This window comes from Neptunicoccus cionae (assembly GCF_014643735.1).
Taxonomy (GTDB): domain Bacteria; phylum Pseudomonadota; class Alphaproteobacteria; order Rhodobacterales; family Rhodobacteraceae; genus Amylibacter; species Amylibacter cionae.
Genome location: NZ_BMKA01000004.1, coordinates 170,812 through 190,026, shown reverse-complemented (window position 1 = coordinate 190,026; position 19,215 = coordinate 170,812). Strand labels below are relative to the sequence as shown.

Sequence of the window (19,215 nt, the reverse complement as noted above, 5' to 3'; positions counted from 1 at the left end):
TAACTGAACTAAAGCACATTAAAAGTTTTGTGTCAATTAGTACAAAAATGTTGACTCTGAAAGTTTTATGTCAATGCTGAGCCTGTAAGAAACAGGACCTCTGATGACCACATCACCCGCCAGACATCTTATCGCATCCTTGCTTGGTATTATCGCACTAAGTCTGATCGCCACCCTTGTCGCAACCACACTTGGACCGGCGAGCGAGCGGATCCTGACAGTATTTTTCATCTCGCTGATCGCGGTGGTGGGGATGGGGCTCTATTCTGGGAACAGTGGTATCCTTAGCTTTGGCCATTTGTCTTTCATGGGGATCGGCGCCTATGTTTCGGGGCTTTTGACCCTTCCGGCACAGATGAAGATGGCCACGCTGCCAAAGCTGCCGGACTGGTTGGCGGGAACTGAAACCGGCTTCCTGACGGCGGTGTTGATTGCGGTTCTGGTGACGTCTGTTGTGGCCCTTGTGGTGGGGTTGGCGCTGAACCGGCTGGAAGGATCAGCGGCGACGATTGCTACGCTGGGCCTGCTGATCATTACCCACGGTGTCATCATCGGCTGGCGGGATGTGACACGCGGGTCCCAGTCCTTTTTTGGTGTGCCGCGCGAAACCACCCTTTGGGCAGCGGCGATTTTCTGTATTCTGGCGCTGATTACGGCGCGGCTTTATCGGGACTCCGTCTCCGGATTGCGTCTGCGGGCAGGCCGCGAAAACGCCATTGCAGCCAGCGCGGTTGGCGTGAATATCCGCAAGGAACGGTTGATCGCATGGGTGTTGAGCGCGGCAATCATGGCGCTGTCGGGTGCGTTGATCGGTCATTTCCTCGGCGCGTTCAGCCCGAAAAAGTTCTACTTTGCCGACACATTCTTGTTGCTGGCAATGCTGATTGTCGGAGGCATGTCTACTGTCACTGGTGCCATCACCGGCGCTGTGACCATCACCCTTGTAACCGAAGTGCTGCGCCGCTTTGAAGGTGGGTTTAACCTCGCCGGACTGGAAATGCCCGCCGTTTTTGGTACCACGCAAATCGGCATCGGTCTGATCATTCTCTTTGCCATGTTCCGCAAGCCCGAAGGGCTCGCCGGTTTAAAGGAACTGGAGGAGCGTTTCTTCCCCGCCCACAAGCTGGGTGCGGCTGCGCAAGGTGCGGGCGACACTGTGAAGAATGTAGATCCAGCGCCCTTGGAAGGCAAAAATCTGACCATGCGGTTTGGCGGTCTGGTCGCGGTGAAGGACGTGTCTATCACAGTAAGCAGCGGCGAGATTCTCGGGCTGATCGGGCCGAACGGTTCAGGCAAGACGACCCTTTTGAACATGCTGTCCGGCGTGCTCGCTCCGAGTGAAGGGACCGTCCTGCGGGGCAATACCGATCTGACCAACGCGCAGCCCTACGAGGTGGCCAACCACGGCATCGCGCGCACTTTCCAGAATATCCGTTTGTTTGACACGCTGACGGTGTATCAGAACGTCCTGATTGCGGCGCTGTCTACGAATAAGGGCGAGCGGGCGACGCAGCGGTGCGAGGTTGCAATCCGTGCGATGGGGATCGGGCCGCACGCAGGCAGTGACGCCAACACCCTGTCCTACGGGGATCAACGCCGCGTAGAGATCGCCCGCGCCTTGGCCTGCGAACCGTCACTTCTGTTCCTTGATGAACCCGCCGCCGGGATGAACCGCGAAGAGACCGACGATTTGATGGCAACTTTGCAAAAACTCACCCGCGAGTTGGGGCTGGGCGTGCTGATCGTGGATCATGATCTCAAGCTGATTAACCAACTGTGCGACAGGATTATCGTGCTGAACGAGGGGGCTGAAATCGCGCAGGGCGATCCCGCTGAAATAAGAAAAAATCCGGCCGTAATAGAAGCCTATCTGGGTCATTCCTGACCCGCCAACACCAACATGGAGAAGACAATGAAAAAATTACTTACTCTGACAGCCGTGGGGGCCATGCTTGCCGCGCCCACCTTTGCCGATACGCTGCGCCTTGGCGCTGCGACCGCTCAGACTGGCGGGCTGGCACCCTATGATGCGCCGGTGATGGAAGGCATCCACATCGCCATTGATGAAATCAACGCTGCTGGCGGGATTGGCGGCACCACCAAGATTGAACTGATTGAAAAAGACGTGCGCTCTGATGCGGCGCAGACCTCTATCGCGGTGCAGGAACTGGTGGACACAGGCGTTTCTGCCCTGATCCTGCCCTGTGATGCGGACCCGTCGCTGGCCGCGATTGGGATCGTGTCTTCGGCTGAAATTCCGGCGATTTCCACTTGTGCGTCTTCGCCGACTTTGCCGATGATCGGCGGCGATTACATGTTCGCCAACTTCCCCGGTGACAACGTGCAGGCCACAGTTTCCGCGGCTTGGGCGCAAGAACAAGGGCACGACACCGCCTACATTATTTATTCGCCCGACAGCCAGTACACCACTATGCCACTCTATTTTGCGGAAGTGTTTGAGAAAATGGGCGGCAAGGTTTTGGGGCAGGACACCCATTCCATCGGCCAGCAGGACTTCTCTGCCATTGCTACACGGATTGCGGCGCTGCCGGAACAACCCGATGTGATTATGACCTCGTCTTACGAACCTGATTTTCCCTCTATGCTAAAAGCGCTGCGCTCTGCCGGTGTAACCAGCCAGATGATCGGGTCTGACGGGATCGACAGCCCGACCACATTCTCCCTTGGGGATGCAGGCGAAGGCGTTGTCTTTACAACAGCTGGCTATGCCGAAGAAGGCTCCCCGCTGGAAGCCTTCAACAAGAAATACATGGACGCCACCGGCAGTGAATCCCAAACGGTATTCAACGCTGTAGGGTATGACCTGATCAAAGTGATCGAAGCGGCGGTTCTGGCGGCGGACGGGTCAACTGATCCCAAAGCTCTGCGCGATGCCATCGCCAATCTCGAAAACGTACAGGGCGCAACCAGTGCGATCACCTACAAAGGCACCGATGGTATGCCCGTGCGTCAGGTCTCGCTGATCCGTGTGAAAGATGCGGGCCGCGAATTCCTCGGCTCGCCAAGTCCAGATGCCGCGCTGATCCCAGCGCCGCGCATGCAATAAGGACGCCACCCCATGCAATCGCTTCTTTCAGCAAACGACCTTCATGTCAGCTACGGCGCTGTGGAAGCGGTGCGTGGGGTGAGTTTTGACATCCGGCAGGGCGAGATCGTCGCCTTTCTGGGCGCGAACGGGGCCGGAAAATCGTCGATTATGAATGCGATTACCGGCCTTGTTCCAACGGCCTCCGGACAGGTGATGTTTGAGGGGCGCGATATTACCGGCGCCGCACCCGAAACGCTCGCGCCGAGTGGTCTGACCCTGTCCCCCGAAGGACGCCGTGTCTTTGGCACGCTGAGTGTCGCGGATAATTTGCGGATGGGGGCGTTTGCGCTGAACGACAAGGACGCGGTCGAAGCCGCCTATGCGCGGGTCTATGAACTGTTTCCCATCCTGCTGGAGCGCAAGGACCAATACGCAGGCACCCTGTCTGGCGGGCAGCAACAAATGCTGGCAGTCGGTCGGGCGCTGATGTCAAACCCCCGTGTGCTGCTGCTTGACGAACCCTCGCTCGGGCTGGCGCCCCTGATTGTGGACCAGATTTTCGATCTGATCCTGAAACTGCGCGATCAGGATGTGACCCTGCTTGTGGTGGAACAGAACGTCGCCAAGACCCTGCAAGTTGCAGACCGCGCTTATGTGCTGGTGAACGGCGAAGTGGTAGAGCAGGGCAAACCGGCGGAGCTTTCTGCCAGCGGCACCATGCAAGATGCCTATCTAGGAGCCAATTGACCTATGGATATTTTCCTACAGCAAACTGTGAATGCGCTGGCGCTTGGCGGGACTTACGCGCTGCTGGCGCTTGGGCTGGCGGTGGTGTTTTCTATCATGGGGCTGATCAACTTCGCCCACGGAGAACTGATGACGATCGCGGGCTATGTGCTGATGTATTGCGGCATTGCGGGGCTATCGTTTGTAATCGCAGTACCCCTTGCGCTGCTGGCGTCCGTTGTGGCTGCGGTGCTGATGGAACGGATCGCCTTTCGCCCCGTGCGCAACGGATCGGGGGCGACCATGCTTGTGACCAGTTTTGCTGTGGCGATGATTTTACAGGTGTTGTTCCAGAACCTGATCTCAACCCGCTCTCAGCCGGTGCTATTGCCTGCGATGCTGTCAGACAGTGTTCACATCATGGGGATGGTGATCGGGGTAAACAAACTTGCCGCGATCATCGCAACGGTTGTGATGCTGGTCTTCCTTGACTGGTTTATGAAACATCAGAAAACTGGCATCGCCATGCGCGCCGCGGCTGAAGATTTTGCCGTGGCCCGCCTGATGGGAATCCGTGCCAACACAGTTATTGCGGGGGCGTTTGCCCTGTCCGGTTTGCTGGCGGGTGTTGCAGCGGTGCTGTGGGTCAGCCAACGCGCTTCGGTTGATCCTTTGATGGGGTTCATGCCCGTGCTCAAAGCCTTTATCGCAGCGATCCTCGGCGGGCTTGGCTCCCTGCGCGGTGCAGTGGCCGGTGGCTTCCTGCTCGGTTTTATCGAGATCTACCTGTCCGCTTTCCTTCCCCCCGAGATGCAGGAATTCCGCGAACCAATCGGGCTAGGCATTGTTGTTCTGGTCCTGCTGTTCCGCCCTAACGGACTTATCCCCTCGGCCACATTGAAAGCGGAGAAAGTGTAAACATGGCGCTTACCGCGACACCGCAACACACGATGCTGGGGCCGGATGATCCGCCCCCGTTTGAAGTGGTTAACCCTGACAGCAACTATCCGGTTGTTCTGGTCTGCGAACATGCCGGTCGCAGAATCCCGACGATGCTTGGGGATATGGGGCTGTCACAGGATGATCTGAAAGCACATATCGCATGGGACATCGGGGCCGAACCGGTCGCGCGACACATGGCGGAGATGCTTGGCGCGACGCTGGTTCTTCAACGCTACAGCCGTCTGGTGATTGATTGCAATCGCCCGCCGGAAAGCGAAACCGCGATGCCTGTGATCAGCGACGGAGTGTCGGTGCCTGCAAACAGTCACATGCCAGCGGACCAAAAACGCCAGCGCATAGACGAAATCTTCACGCCGTATCAAACCGTGGTGGATGAACAACTGGCAAAGCCTACCTGCAAAGCTGTGCTGTCGATTCACAGTTTTACCCGCACGATGGCAGGTCAATACAGGCCGTGGGACATCGGCTTTCTGTTTCGCGACGATACTAAAACGTCCCACACGCTGGCCCGTGCTTTTGAACCCTTTGTGCCTGCCGCGCGCATCGGCCTGAACGAACCCTACCAGATCGACGACGAAAGCGACTGGTTTGTGCCACGCCACGGTGAAGCAAAAAACCTGCCTCATAGCCTGATCGAGATTTGTAACGACCAGATTGCAGATGCTGCCGGTCAGTCCCTCTGGGCAGGCTGGCTGGCGCAGGCCACCCGTGAATTTGTAGAGAAGGACCTGAAATGACACTCACCCGCGAAGTCCCGTTAGAGATAGAGCAATCGGCCCTGCTGTTTATCGACGTGCAGAATTTTGCAGCGCGCCGCGACGGTGGAGAGTTCAAGGACATGCCCGATGCAGAGTTCGACGCGGACTACGGCTGGTTCTTTGAGCAGATGAAAAGCCGCATCATTCCCAACATGCAACGCCTGCAAGCCGCCTTTCGCGCAGCCAAAGGCGAAGTGCTTTACACGACTATCGAAAGCCTGACGAAAGACGGGCGCGACCGCAGCCTCGATTACAAGATCACCGGTTTTAATGTGCCCAAAGGGTCTTGGGACGGCAAGGTGATTGATGAAATCGCACCGGGCGACGACGAGATCGTTTTTCCGAAATCATCGTCTTCGGTGTTTGTGTCCACACATATTGATTATGTGCTGCGCAACCTCGGGGTGAAGCAACTGGTGATAAGTGGAATTATCACCGATCAATGTGTCGAAGGTGCGATCCGCGATGCTTGTGATCTGGGCTATCTGGTCACGCAAGTCACAGACGCTTGCATGACCTATTCGCAAGAACGCCACGACCATTCGATCCGAACCATCAAAGGCTATTGCCGCCAGATGACAACGCAGGAGCTGATCGAAGAACTGGAACAAGCCAAGTCATGACCGGTGCGTCGCTTTATTCCCGTGATGAAGCGGCCTTATCCGCTCTGCAAAAATTGCGGTTCTTTCCGCTCGCAGTGGCGAGGGGCGAGGGCTGTTACCTGATCGAGGAAGATGGCCGTCGTCTGCTGGACCTTTCGGCGTCATGGGGCGCTGCAAGTCTCGGGCACGGGCATCCGGCCCTACGAGATGCGATTGACGGGGCACTGGCTGTGCAAGCCGGTGCCTCTATCCTGTCGGGGACAAATGCTATTGCTGTTGAGCTGGCGGAAACCCTGTTGCGTTTGACACCGGGGGACGGGGACCGCCGCGTCTGGTTGGGCCATTCGGGCAGTGACGCAAACGAGACTGTCGCACGGGTTGTACCTGCTGCTACGAAACGCCCACGTATGATGGCGTTTTCAGGGGCGTATCACGGCGGCACGCAAGGCTCTATGGCGGTGTCGGGACATAGCGCTCAGGACGGTGTGGCAAAGGAGGACGGGCTGACGCTCGTGCCCTATCCCGATCCTTTCCGCCCGTTTAATGGTGATGCCAGCGGGCAGGCATTGCTGGATTATATAGAACATTTGCTTGAAACCTCTTGTCCCGGGGAAGAGGTCGCTTGCTTTTTCATGGAGCCGATACAGGCGGATGGTGGGCTCATCGTGCCGCCTCCCGGTTTTTTGGGCGGACTGGCCAAGCTTTGTGCCCGATACGGTATTCTGACAGTCTGCGACGAAGTCAAAGTCGGTCTGGCACGCACAGGGTCGTTGCATTGCTACATGCACGAAGGTTTCACGCCGGATATTCTGGTGTTGGGTAAAGGATTGGGCGGCGGTTTGCCAGTCTCTGCGGTAATCGGTCCGGCATGGGTGATGGATCATGCGCCTGCTTTTTCCATGCAAACCCTGCACGGAAATCCAGTCTGCGCCGCTGCGGCTTTGGCGGTCTTAAAGACCATCGGGACCGAACATCTGTCTCACGCGGCGCGTGTGACAGGTGATGCGTTGCAGGGTCACATTTTGACTGGCGCGCAATCCGTTCCGGAGATTGGCGATGTTCGCGGACGCGGCTTGGCCGTCGGGGTGGAGCTGGTAGACCCGTCCACCAATGCCCCCGATGCTGATCTGGCGCGTAAAACTGTTTATCGGGCGTGGCAGCTCGGCGCGGTATTTTATTACGTCGGGATGCAGTCAAACGTGCTGGAACTGACGCCCCCACTGACCCTGACGGCGCAACAGGCCGAAGAGGGCGCAGCGCTGCTGTTGACAGCGGTTCAGGATGCCTGCGCCGGTTTGGTTAGCGATGCTGACGTCGCACCCTTTGCTGGTTGGTAGTTTAGACCGGCGCGACCGGTATGTTGTCGATCAACCGCACCGCGTCCAACCAGATTGTAACGATCGGACGGGCAAGGCAGTCTGCGATGGAATGATTGCCCCGCCTCTGTCCTTTGGTCGCTGTTTTTGCAGCGATCAAAGGACAGTATGATGCATAGGGCAATCATTAAGCGGCTTTATTGGGTCTGACCGGCGGGGAAGTTCTCCAGCTTTTGCAGGATCGGGCAGTCGGGACGGGAATCCCCTGCACAATCGCGCACCAGATCAGACAGAGTGCTGCGCATGGATTCCAGATCAGCTATCTTCGTTTCAATCTGCGAAAGGTGTTCCTTGGCGATCGCTCGGACATCTGCGCTTGCCCTGTCCTGATCCTCCCAAAGTGCAAGCAACGCGCGGCAGTCTTCAATCGTGAACCCCAGTGCCCGCGAGCGTGCGAGAAATACGAGTTTATGCACATCGCTCGGTCGGAAGGCGCGATAGCCGTTGGTATCCCGCAGAGGTTTGATCAACCCAATATCCTCGTAGTAGCGGATGGTCTTGGCGGGTAGCCCTGCCTGTTTGGCAACATCTCCGATATTCATAAATCCGGCTCCTATTGCGCGGCTGCAGGAACGAACGCCTGCTTGCCGGTTTCAGTTGTAGAGTGTTCGGGCAGCGCTGGTGTGATCCAGCGCAACCGCAGAGCGTTTGCCAGGACAAAGACGCTTGATAGTGCCATAGCGCCAGCCGCGAGTGCCGGAGACAGTAACCAGCCAAACAGCGGGTAGAACACGCCCGCCGCTACTGGGATCAGCAGTCCGTTGTAACTGAACGCCCAAAACAGGTTCTGACGGATGTTTGTCATGGTCCGCTGGCTGACGTTGATTGCGTTAACCACGCCTGCCAGATCGCCGGACATCAGAACCACATCAGCAGCTTCAATCGCGACATCCGTGCCTGTGCCGATGGCAATCCCTACGTCAGCGCGGGCAAGGGCGGGGGCGTCATTAATGCCATCCCCGACAAATGCGATGGGTCCGGCTTCCTGTGCGAGCTGTTCAATCGCACTGACCTTACCATCGGGCAGCACTTCGGCCACCACGGTATCAATACCCAGACGCCGTGCGATAGCATCGGCCGTGCCTTTGTTGTCTCCTGTGATCATCGCCACTGTCAAACCCAGTTCATGTAGGGCCGAAATGGCTTCGGGGGTGCCTTGCTTGATCGGGTCAGACACGGCAATTACCGCTGCCAGCTGGCCGTCGATTGCAACGTAAAGCGGGGTCTTGCCTTCATGCCCCAGCGCGTCGCCGGTGGTTTTGGCTGTATCAAGCGCCACAGACTCCCGTGTCATCAAACGGTCCGCCCCGACGAGAACGGTTTTTCCGTTAACGCGCCCGCTGATCCCGTAGCCGGTGATCGACTGGAACTCTGCAACGTCTGGCAGTTCCAATCCCTCCAGCCGCGCCTTTCGCACAATGGCTTGCGCGATCGGATGTTCGGAACTCGCCTCAAGCGCTGCAACGCTTTGCAACACCTCGGTTTGTGCAAACCCGTCTGATGCAATCATATCGGTGAGCTCGGGTCGCCCTTCGGTCAGCGTGCCGGTTTTGTCGAGCGCGACGGTCCTCACATCGTGCAGGCTTTGCAACGCATCACCCTGCCGGAACAATACCCCGAGTTCAGCCGCGCGACCGGTCCCCACCATTATAGAAGTCGGCGTTGCCAGACCCATTGCGCAGGGGCAGGCGATAATAAGAACCGCAACCGCAGCTACCAGCGCATAACCGAGCGTCGGGCTCGGCCCAAACACCAGCCAGCTGATGAAGGTCAGAACCGCTATGGCCATGACAGCAGGCACGAACCATAAGGTAATGCGGTTGACCAAACCCTGAATAGGCAGTTTTGCCCCTTGCGCGTCTTCGACCATGCGGATGATCTGGGACAGCATGGTGTCCCGTCCCACATGGGTCGCTTCAAAGGTCAGCGCGCCGGTGCCGTTCACGGTGCCACCAACGATCTTTGTATCTGCGGTTTTCTCAACCGGCACAGGCTCGCCGGTGATCATGCTTTCATCCACGAACGAATTGCCCTGCGTCACAACACCGTCCACAGGAATTTTCTCACCGGGACGCACCTGAAGCACGTCGCCCGCGACAATCTCTTCCACAGGCAGTTCCACGAAGGCACCATCCCGTTTCACACGGGCGGATTTTGCCTGAAGAGTCATAAGCTTGCGGATCGCCTCTCCGGTGCGCCCTTTGGCACGCGCCTCAAGGCTGCGCCCGAGCAGGATCAGCGTGACGATTACCGCGGCAGCTTCAAAATAAACTACGCGGGTGCCTTCGGGTAGGAAGGTTGGCGCGAATAGAGCAACCGTCGAGAACGCCCAAGCCGCGCCCGAGCCGACAGCCACAAGCGCGTTCATATCCGGTGCGCCTTTGAAGAGGGCCGGAAACCCCTTGAGGTAAAATACCCGTCCGGGCCAGACCATGACCAGCGTGGTCAGGATGAACTGGATGCCCCAGCTTGTGGTTTGGCCAAGCGTGGCCAAGATCCAGTGGTGAATCGCTGGAATGGCATGGCCGCCCATTTCCATCAAGAACACGGGCGCCGTGAGGGCAGCTGCAATCAGCGTCATGCGGCGCATATGGTCACTTTCAGCGGCCTTGCGTGCGGTGGTATCCTCTGCTGGGCCATCGTCACTGATGATGCGCGTCGGGTACCCTGCATCAGTGCCCACTTGTGCGATGGTTTTGGATGACACGTCAGTGCCAAGCACTTCGACCGTCGCTTGTTCATTCGCCAGATTGACCGAAGCAGATACCACGCCCGGCACAGCCAGAAGGGCCTTTTCAACCCGTCCGACGCAGGAAGCGCAGGTCATATTCTCAATCGCAAGGCGGACCGTAGATGTGCGCGCCGGATAGCCCGTAGACTCCAGCACAGCGACCACATCGGCTGCCTTCAAATTTGCTTCAGCTTGTATTCGTCCCGTTTCTGCCGCGAGATTCACTTCGGCAGACGTGACGCCTGAAACAGCGTTTAGGGCTTTTTCAACCCGCCCGACACAAGATGCACAGGTCATCCCGTCAATGCCGAAACTATAGTTATTCTTTCCGTCCATGACCGGTCCTCTTTGGTCTGTTTCCCCCGATATGGGGGTTCTAGTCACTGGAGGGTCAAGAAGGTATAAAATTATTTTTCAACCGATTGTAGTCAAAAGCCGCCCCTTACCTAATGTAGGGATGGGGTCGGAACCGTGAGAGAGGTCACAGCCTTCACAACAGCAGCTTTGATTGGGTCGATCACTTGCAGATTTAGCTGCTGTTCCATTTCAACAGCAAGACCACCCATACCAGCACAGCCCAGAACGATGGTTCGAATTTCAGGGTGGTCCTCTACCAGCCTGCGCGCCGCCGCAATCAGCCTTTTGTTCGCGGATTCCCGTTGTTGTTCAAAATCAAGAACCGCAATGGTGCTGGCGCGGATGCAGATTAAACGGTCCGTTAACCCATAGACTTTAGCATTGGCTTCAAGGACGGGAACCGACAATTCAGATGTGGTGAGAACTGCGAAGGGCTGGCCCAAATCATGAGCTGTCTGCATCGCGGCTTGCCCGATGCCAAACACGCGCTGTCTTGTGGTTTCTGTCAGGCCGGTATCGTCAAAGCAGGCGATCAAGGCCAGGTCGAAAGTGGTTTCCTGCAGAATCCGGAGCGTCCCTGGCAAAGCTTCCGCGCCGTCTGCTGCCCCTTGGATGGACGGCGGCCCGCTTGGATTCGTTCGTGTGCTCATGGTTATGCCAGCAGGCAAATGCTGTCTGGCCTCCGCACCGATCCGGTCCGTCATCTCGGCGGTGCCGTTGGGGTTTACCACCAATAAATGCGGCGGCATTACAGTGCCACCGCATTTTGGTTCTGGCTGGCGCGCCAGTCTTCTTCCGAAGGTGTCGCCAGGTCAAAAGTTTCAAAGCTGCGGCAATACCCGTGGCCGCCCATACGCCCCAAAGCATCAAGTGCGGCGGCGTCAACGTGGTAACGCTCGTTCACCAAACCGGGACGGGCGTGCATCGCAAGAACCTCGCCCAGCACGATTTCACGGGACTTGCCGATGTTCAGTGTCACATGGCGTTTGCATTCAAACCGGATCGGGGCTTCGGCAATCTGGGGGCAGTTCACGAACTCTCCGGGGATCATTGTCAGCCCCGCGGCGGTGATTTCATCCACATCTGACGGGAAGTTCACAGCCGTGGTGTTCATCGGGTGGAGATTCGCAAAATCCACGATGTTGACGGTAAATTCCTCGGTCACGCGGATATTATGGCCGGTGTCCTTAAAACGCAGGTCCTCGTGGTTTTCCACGCCAAGCGCAAGGATCGCAGGGTCCGACGACAGGCAGTTAAAGAAGCTGAAAGGCGCAGCATTCGGGCGGCCTTTTTCATCCACCGTTGTCACCCATGCAATCGGGCGTGGCACCACTGAACCAATCAGCAGTTTGTAACGGTCGCGGGCGGCCAGTTGTGAAAAGTCGAAGCTGTCTTGTGTTTTGGAAACGGACTCCATGGAAATCTCCTTGGAAAAAATGTGAAAAGGGGGCTGGCGTGCTTTAGCTGTTATGCGTGACATAACGGGCGAGAATATCGCTCACGTTGTCTTTGTCTTGGTCGTCCGGGTTCAGAAGCGCACGATCTTGTACGCCGTGAAGATGCGTGTGCATCTGGCTGGCAGCGCGCTCTGCATCGCCAGCTTCAATCGCCTCGATGATTTCCGTGTGCTCCTCCAAACCGCATTGCGCGGAATGGGCCTGTGCAAAACGGGCCAGAACCAATGAACACCGAGAGACGATTTCATTGACGTAATTGGCGAGGATTTTTGAACCTGTCAGTTCTGCCAGCAAAATGTGAAATTCCCCAGCCAGCCGGATGGAACGGGTCGTGTCCACGTCCAGATACTTCTTTTCTTCTGCCAGATGGGCCTTAAGCGCCTTAACGATGGGTTTCGCGTCCATCTTGCACAATCTTTGCATGACTTCCCGTTCAAGGCACTGGCGCATCTCGAATATATCGTGGGCTTCTTCGATTGTGGGATCAGCCACAGAGGCACCGCGATTGGGCTGGAGATCCACCAATCCTTCCGCATCCAGACGCACCAGCGCATTGCGCACGGTTGTACGGCTGACGCTGAATGTTTCCCCGATCGAATCCTCGGGAAGCTTCACGCCGGGCTTGAGCGCTTGTTCAATAATCGCCTTGCGAAGCGAATCATAGACCGGAAAACTGCGTGTCGAAGATTTATACATGTGAACCCTATACCATATATATGCTGCAGATTGTCAGCGATTGTGTCCACAGTATTGGATACAATGATTGAATACAATATTTAATTTTTTTGTAGCCAAATAGATTTTTTGTGGCTAACGTCGGTCGGAATAAGGCCATTTGACAGTTCCACAGCTGCAAATTTAGGGAGCTGCACGCTGTGAGAATGGTTTTATTGTTATAACCATGTATACGATCCAAACTGGATTTGTGTGCAATAACAGGGAATGAAAATATGAAATTTTCCAGAAAATTGCAGAGCATCACCTTCGGGGGGCTTGCCGCTGTTCTTCTTGCAACCACCAGCACTGCGGAAACGGTCCGTTGGGGCGCGCCCCGCGATATCGTTTCGCTTGACCCTTATTCTTACGGGGACAGCTATACGATCAACTTCCTGAACAATATTTACGAAGGTCTGGTTCGTTATAACCGCGATCTGGAAATCGAGCCTGCGTTGGCGACCAGCTGGGAAGTGGTGTCTCCGACCACATGGCGGTTCACGCTGCGTGAAGGTGTAAAGTTCCACGATGGCGCAGATTTCACGGCTGAAGATGTTATGGCCAGCCTGCTGCGCGTTACCGATGAAACTTCACCGCTAAAGGGCAACCTTCCCGCATACAAAAGCGCAAAGGTGGTGGACGATTACACCATCGATATAGAGCTGAACGGAGCATATCCGTTGTTGCTGAACGACCTGACGAACATCCATATCTTCGATAAGGGGTGGTTGGTTGCCAATAATGCAGAGAAGCCGACAGATGTAAGCGCAGGTATTGAGGGTTACGCGACTTTCAACACGAACGGCACCGGTCCTTTCATTCTGGAATCCCGCACACCCGAAGCGCAGACCATTCTGAACGTGAACGAAGGCTGGTGGGACGAACCAAAACACAATCTGACCCGCGTTGAATTTCAGCCGATTTCTTCCGCGGCGACCCGTGTGGCGGCTTTGCTGTCCGGTGAGGTGGATTTCGTAGACTCTGCCCCTGTGCAGGATTTGCCGCGTTTGGAGGCGGCGAGCAATCTGAAAGTGCTTGAGCGCACTGATCTGCGCACTGTGATGCTCGGCTTTAACCGTCGGGACGAACTGGTCGCCGGTGGTGAAAACCCGTTGAACGATTTGCGGGTACGTCAGGCGATGGAGCTTGCCGTTGATATGGACCTGATCCAGCAAAAAGTGATGCGCGGCAAGTCCCGCAATGCCGGCCTATTGGTTGCACCCTCCATCCCGGGGTATTCTGAAGAACTGGATACCCCAGCCGGTTATGATCCTGAAAAAGCCAAGACCCTTTTGGCCGAAGCGGGATATGAAGACGGGTTCGAATTCGACTTCGTTTGCACCAACGAAAGCTACGTCAACGAAGAACAGTTCTGTCAGGCCATCGCATCAATGTGGTCCCGCGTCGGGTTGTCCCCAAAACTGGACATCGGGCCGACCGCCAAGCAAACCCCGAAACGGGCCAACGGCAAAGCGGATGTTTACACTTTGGGTTGGGCAACCCTGCCGATGCTGGATACCTATTCCATCCTCGTTCAGGTGCTGCATTCCAAAACCGGTAATTCAGGCGTGTTCAACTGGGGCGACTGGTCCTATCCTGAACTGGACAAGCTGACCCAATCCGCCGCTGTGGAACTGGACCGTGACACACGGCTGCAAATGGAAACAGACGCGCTGAAAATCGCCAAGGAAGAGGTCATCATGATGCCGCTGCACCAGCAGCCGATGGCTTGGGCTGTGTCCAACGACTTCAGCGATTTCCCGCAGTTCCCTGATAACAAACCACGCATGTGGTATGTAACGAAGTAATTCTCCCGGACTGGGGCGGCGCTGGTCGTCGCCCCTCTTTTTAGCTCTCGCAACGGAGACCCTTGCAATGCTGGCTTTTATCATAAAGCGCCTCGCCAATGCCGTTTTTGTCATGCTCTCCGTGACGTTTCTGGCCTTTGTTATCTTTCGTTTCGTCGGTGATCCTGTGGATCAGATGTTGAACGAACAAGCCACCCAAGAGCAACGCGATGATCTGCGCGAACGGCTCGGGCTGGATAAACCCTTCCTTGTGCAATTCACGACTTTTGTCGGTCGCGCGGCGACTGGGGATTTCGGAATTTCCTTCCGCAACCAGCGCGATGTGCTGGATATGATCGCGGAACGGTTTCCCGCCACATTCGAGCTGGTGCTGGTAGCCACCTTCATATCGCTCATCGTTGGTGTGCCGATGGGGGTCATAACCGCCATCAAACGACAAAGCTGGTACGCCGAAACCATGCAGTTCACCTCTATCATCGGGATATCCTTACCCAGTTTTGTCGTCGGGATCGGATTGATCCTTGTGTTCTCTGTCTGGCTGGGCTGGTTTCCTGCCTTCGGGCGCGGAGACACGGTGGATCTGGGCTGGTGGACAACCGGATTACTGTCCCATTCTGGGCGGATGTCGATTGTCTTGCCCGCCCTGTCCCTTTCGTTGTTCCAGATAACGCTGGTAATGCGTTTGGTCCGCGCCGAGATGCTGGAGGTCTTGCGATCCGATTTCATTAAATTCGCAAGAGCACGGGGCATTCCCGCCCGCTCCATCCACTTCCGCCACGCACTGCGCAACTGTTTGATGCCGGTTGTAACGATGACAGCCATGCAAATCGGCGGGCTGATTGCCTTTGCCCTTGTTACCGAAACTGTCTTTCAATGGCCGGGAATGGGGCTGCTGTTCATCCAAGCTGTGACCTTTGTCGATGTCCCGATCATGGCTGCTTATCTGTGTATCGTTGCCCTGATTTTTGTCGTCCTGAACGCCATCGTTGACATGACCTATGCGGTGATTGATCCCCGCCTGAGAGGAGCCGAAAAATGAGCGATCAAACTTCTGGCAAAGCTGTGCCGACACGGATGGAACGGTTTTGGGACAGCGATCTTTGGTGGTCTTTCAAGTCCCACAAATCTGCGGTGGGCGCGGCCATTGTCCTGCTGCTGGTGATCATCACCGCCTTTCTGGCACCTGTGTTGTCCCCGCAAAACCCGTATGACCTCGCAGCGCTAGAGCTGTGGAACGCGGAACTGCCGCCGATCTGGATGGAAGGCGGACAGATGCCCTTCCTTCTGGGGACTGACGTGCAGGGGCGCGATATCCTGTCGGGTATCCTGTATGGAACGCGGATCTCGATCATCATCGGTATCGCATCGGTTGCGGTGTCCCTGGTGGTTGGCATCGGGCTTGGTCTGATGGCGGGCTATTACGGTGGCTGGATTGACAATGTGCTTATGCGAATTGGCGATGTGTTGCTGTCGATCCCGATTGTTCTGGTGGCGATCCTAGTGAGTTCCGTCGCGCAGCAGTTCCTGCCACCTGCGTTCCGTGAAGTTGGCGTTGCCGCCGTTCTTGTGCTGGCCATTGCGATGTATTCATGGGTCCAATACGCCCGTGTGGTACGCGCCCAAACTATGGTGGAGCGACGCAAGGAATACGTCATGGCATCCCGCCTAGTTGGTACTCCGGCGCGGCGTCTGATGGTGAAGCATATCCTTCCCAACACCCTGACGCCGATCTTTGTGGCCGCGACCCTGAACTTCGGTCTGGCGATCCTGATCGAAGCAACCCTGTCCTTCTTGGGTGTCGGAATGCCGCCAAACCAGCCTTCGCTGGGGACGCTGATCCGTGTCGGGAACCAATATCTGTTCTCGGGCTCTTGGTGGATCGTGCTGTTCCCCTCCATCCAGCTCTGCATTCTTGTGGTGGCTGTAAACATGCTGGGCGACTGGCTGCGCGACGCGCTGAACCCGAAATTGCGCTAAGCTTGAGCGTTTGAAGGAAAGAAGACTATGACCAATCTGTTGATTAAAAATCTGCGTATTCTGGACGGGGAGCCTACCGATCTGTTGATCGAAAACGGGCGCATTGCCAAAATCGCACCGGATCAGGAGGCAGGCACGACACCTGTGGAAGACGCAGGCGGGCACATCGCGATCCCTGCATTGACCGAAGCGCACACCCATCTGGACAAGTCCCTGCTGGGGTTCCCGTGGTATCACAACGATGTGGGCGGCGGCAATCTGATGGCGATGATCGACAACGAACGCCAGATGAAAACCCGCCTTGGCATGGACCCCCATGTGCAATCCATGCGCCATGCTTTGAAAACTGCCGGATATGGTGCGACCCTGATCCGCAGCCATGTGGACATTGATACCACCGGCGGATTGCGGGCGCTGGAAGGGGTGATGGAAACGGCGGAAAAACTGGCAGATGTGGTGGAAATCCAGACCGTGGCCTTTCCGCAATCCGGTCTGATGATCAGCCCTGGCACTGCGGAACTGCTGGACGAGGCGATGGCAATGGGTGCTGACCTGATGGGGGGGCTTGATCCTTGCGGTGTCGATCACGATCCTAAAGGCCACCTCGACACAATCTTTGCATTGGCTGAAAAACACGGCAAGGGCATTGATATTCACCTCCACGAACGGGGCGAACTCGGCGCGTTTTCGATGGAACAGACGCTGGATCGGGCCGAGGCTTTGGGCATGAAAGGCATGATCACGATTTCCCATGCCTTCTGTCTGGGGATGCCGGATCAGGGACGGGTGGAGGGCCTGCTGGAACGGCTCGCAGCGCTGGATGTGGCGATTATGACCACTGCGCCAGCCAGCAGTCCGGCTCCTCTGGTCAAACAATTGCAGGCGCACGGCATTCGCATCGGGTCTGGAAATGACGGTATTCAAGACACTTGGGGTCCTTATGGCAACGGCGACATGCTGGAGCGGGTGAAATTTGTCGGGCTGCGTAACAACTTGCGATCTGACAAGGAAATGTATCAGGCGCTGGACATCTGTGCAGGTGGCGGGGCTGTGGCGATGGGGCTGGAACGCCGTGCGCTGGAAGTTGGCGCACCGGGCGATCTGGTTTTGGTCGAAGGTGTTGCCGTCGCCCATGCAATTGTCACCCATGCGCCCCGTAAGCTGGTGGTGAAAGCAGGCAAAGTAACAGCCCGTGACGGTGCCACATTGATCGAGGCGCCCTGATGCGCTTTGACGATCTTCCCCTCGGGCAACGCCCTGCAGGCCGCTGGTGTCTGGCTGCCGACTGGATTGTTGTGGACACACCGCAAGGCCGTCGTTTGGTAGAACAGGGCGAAGTGGTGGTTGAGAACGACCGGATCATTTACGCCGGACCAAAGTTCGACGCAGAGGTGAGCGCCCGTTTTGACATGGGCGCGGCCCTGATCGCGCCGGGGTTCGTGGACCTTGACGCGCTGTCTGATCTCGACACCACGCTGCTGGCCCATGACAACTGGCCGAGCGAGCAAAAGGGCCGCGTCTGGCCGCAGTCCTATGTGGATCGCGGCCCCTATGAGATGTACTCGCCCGAAGAACTGGTGGCGCAGAAACGGTTCGCCTTCGGGCAGTTGCTACTGAACGGGATCACTTCCGCCGCGCCGATTGCATCGCTGTTTTACCGCGAGTGGGGCGAAACAGTTGCCGAGTTTTCCGCTGCTGCTGATGCCGCGCAGGAAATGGGTCTTCGGGTCTGGCTTGGACCGGCTTACCGCGCCGGTGGAATGGTTGTGAATGATGCCGCAGAGATGCGTGCAAGTTTCGATGAAGCGCGCGGTCTGAAAGGTCTGGAGGATGCGATTGGTTTTGCACAGTCCATAAAGGGCCGCGATCTCGTGTCCCCGATGCTCTCACCCGACCGTGTGGAAACCTGCACGCAGACCCTGCTGGAACGTACTATGGCCGCGGCGGAGGATCTGGATTGTCCGGTGCGCCTGCATATGGCGCAAGGCCTGATGGAACTGCAAACCGTGCAATCGCTGCACGGCAAAACCGCGCCGGAGTGGTTGCAGTCCTTTGGCGCATTGTCGTCCCGTCTGCTCGCGCCCCATGCGTCAGTGGCGACAGAAACGGACCTTGAACTTTACCGCGATGCCGGTGTTTCGGTGATCCATTGCCCGCTGGTGGCTGCCCGTCACGGTGGCGCGCTGCGCTCTTTCGCCAAGCTGCGGGATATGGGGATCAACCTTGCAATGGGCACGGATACCGCACCGCCCGATATGGTGCTGAACATGGCTGTGGGGATGATGGCCTGCCGGATACAAGACGGCCATACCTCGATCACCTCGGCCCAGATGTTTGACGCTGCAACCATGAACGGGGCCAAGGCCCTGCGCCGTGATGACATCGGCGTTCTGCGGGCCGGAGCCAAAGCGGATATCGCAGTGTTTGACATGGCGGACAGCTATATGGCACCGCGCATTGATCCGGTGCAAACCCTGATCCTTGGCGCGACAGGTCGCGTGACCAAGGCAACGATCGTGGACGGACGCCTGTCCATGCGCAACGGCGATGTGGCCGGTATCGATATGAAGGCCGCCCGCGCCGCAATGCAGGACCAGTTCGACGGACTGGTTGCAAAATACCCCGAACGCACCCTCGGGCATCCGCCTGTAGAACAGATTTTCCCCCCAACCTTTCCCCTGATGAATGGAGACTAGC

At 57.0% G+C, this 19,215-nt stretch carries 17 protein-coding genes; 12 read left to right on the top strand and 5 right to left on the bottom strand.

Annotation, left to right across the window (positions count from 1 at the left end):
* Window positions 1–103 precede the first annotated feature (103 nt).
* Genes IEX10_RS14845 through IEX10_RS14815 form a run of 7 tightly spaced genes read left to right on the top strand, consistent with a single transcriptional unit; the run spans window position 104 to window position 7,435 of the window.
* Window positions 104–1,885, top strand: coding sequence for a branched-chain amino acid ABC transporter ATP-binding protein/permease (locus tag IEX10_RS14845; RefSeq protein WP_188676960.1), 1,782 nt, complete (start codon window positions 104–106; stop codon window positions 1,883–1,885).
* 27 nt (window positions 1,886–1,912) lie between these two features.
* The gene (locus tag IEX10_RS14840; RefSeq protein WP_188676957.1) at window positions 1,913–3,067 is read left to right on the top strand and encodes an ABC transporter substrate-binding protein; all 1,155 of its coding nucleotides are present in this window, start codon (window positions 1,913–1,915) and stop codon (window positions 3,065–3,067) included.
* A 12-nt stretch (window positions 3,068–3,079) separates the two neighbouring features.
* Complete coding sequence (locus IEX10_RS14835) at window positions 3,080–3,796, top strand: ABC transporter ATP-binding protein (RefSeq protein WP_188676954.1); 717 nt, start codon at window positions 3,080–3,082, stop codon at window positions 3,794–3,796.
* A gap of 3 nt (window positions 3,797–3,799) precedes the next feature.
* Window positions 3,800–4,693, top strand: a complete 894-nt coding sequence (locus tag IEX10_RS14830) for a branched-chain amino acid ABC transporter permease (RefSeq protein WP_188676951.1) — start codon at window positions 3,800–3,802, stop codon at window positions 4,691–4,693.
* Window positions 4,694–4,695: 2 nt separating this feature from the next.
* Complete coding sequence (locus IEX10_RS14825) at window positions 4,696–5,475, top strand: N-formylglutamate amidohydrolase (RefSeq protein WP_188676947.1); 780 nt, start codon at window positions 4,696–4,698, stop codon at window positions 5,473–5,475.
* Window positions 5,472–6,119, top strand: coding sequence for a cysteine hydrolase family protein (locus IEX10_RS14820; RefSeq protein WP_188676945.1), 648 nt, complete (start codon window positions 5,472–5,474; stop codon window positions 6,117–6,119). The genes IEX10_RS14825 and IEX10_RS14820 overlap by 4 nt, the downstream gene beginning before the upstream one ends.
* Window positions 6,116–7,435 (top strand): aspartate aminotransferase family protein, encoded by a 1,320-nt coding sequence (locus tag IEX10_RS14815; RefSeq protein WP_188676942.1) that lies wholly within the window; start codon window positions 6,116–6,118, stop codon window positions 7,433–7,435. Before IEX10_RS14820 ends, IEX10_RS14815 begins: the two co-directional genes overlap by 4 nt.
* Window positions 7,436–7,611: 176 nt before the next feature.
* Here the strand turns inward: IEX10_RS14815 and cueR are convergent, their stop codons facing one another.
* The 5 genes from cueR to IEX10_RS14790 form a co-directional block, all read right to left on the bottom strand.
* Window positions 7,612–8,016: a Cu(I)-responsive transcriptional regulator gene (cueR, locus tag IEX10_RS14810; protein ID WP_188676940.1), complete on the bottom strand. Its 405-nt coding sequence runs from the start codon at window positions 8,014–8,016 to the stop codon at window positions 7,612–7,614.
* Window positions 8,017–8,027: 11 nt separating this feature from the next.
* On the bottom strand, window positions 8,028–10,541 hold the full coding sequence (locus IEX10_RS14805) for a heavy metal translocating P-type ATPase (RefSeq protein WP_188676938.1): 2,514 nt from the start codon (window positions 10,539–10,541) through the stop codon (window positions 8,028–8,030).
* Window positions 10,542–10,651: 110 nt separating this feature from the next.
* A complete protein-coding gene (locus IEX10_RS14800) occupies window positions 10,652–11,311 on the bottom strand; it encodes an aspartate/glutamate racemase family protein (protein ID WP_188676936.1) in 660 nt (219 codons plus the stop codon).
* The gene (locus tag IEX10_RS14795) at window positions 11,311–11,979 is read right to left on the bottom strand and encodes a flavin reductase family protein (RefSeq protein WP_188676934.1); all 669 of its coding nucleotides are present in this window, start codon (window positions 11,977–11,979) and stop codon (window positions 11,311–11,313) included. Before IEX10_RS14795 ends, IEX10_RS14800 begins: the two co-directional genes overlap by 1 nt.
* 43 nt (window positions 11,980–12,022) lie before the next feature.
* On the bottom strand, window positions 12,023–12,715 hold the full coding sequence (locus tag IEX10_RS14790) for a GntR family transcriptional regulator (RefSeq protein ID WP_188676932.1): 693 nt from the start codon (window positions 12,713–12,715) through the stop codon (window positions 12,023–12,025).
* 254 nt (window positions 12,716–12,969) lie between these two features.
* Between IEX10_RS14790 and IEX10_RS14785 the strand changes: the two genes are divergently transcribed.
* The 5 genes from IEX10_RS14785 (at window position 12,970) to IEX10_RS14765 (ending at window position 19,214) form a co-directional block, all read left to right on the top strand.
* Window positions 12,970–14,541 (top strand): ABC transporter substrate-binding protein, encoded by a 1,572-nt coding sequence (locus IEX10_RS14785; RefSeq protein ID WP_188676930.1) that lies wholly within the window; start codon window positions 12,970–12,972, stop codon window positions 14,539–14,541.
* Between the two features lie 67 nt (window positions 14,542–14,608).
* On the top strand, window positions 14,609–15,580 hold the full coding sequence (locus IEX10_RS14780; protein WP_188676929.1) for an ABC transporter permease: 972 nt from the start codon (window positions 14,609–14,611) through the stop codon (window positions 15,578–15,580).
* Complete coding sequence (locus IEX10_RS14775) at window positions 15,577–16,518, top strand: ABC transporter permease (RefSeq protein ID WP_188676927.1); 942 nt, start codon at window positions 15,577–15,579, stop codon at window positions 16,516–16,518. Before IEX10_RS14780 ends, IEX10_RS14775 begins: the two co-directional genes overlap by 4 nt.
* Window positions 16,519–16,545: 27 nt before the next feature.
* Complete coding sequence (locus IEX10_RS14770; protein ID WP_188676924.1) at window positions 16,546–17,742, top strand: amidohydrolase family protein; 1,197 nt, start codon at window positions 16,546–16,548, stop codon at window positions 17,740–17,742.
* The gene (locus IEX10_RS14765; protein WP_188676921.1) at window positions 17,742–19,214 is read left to right on the top strand and encodes a chlorohydrolase family protein; all 1,473 of its coding nucleotides are present in this window, start codon (window positions 17,742–17,744) and stop codon (window positions 19,212–19,214) included. Before IEX10_RS14770 ends, IEX10_RS14765 begins: the two co-directional genes overlap by 1 nt.
* Window position 19,215: the final 1 nt, after the last annotated feature.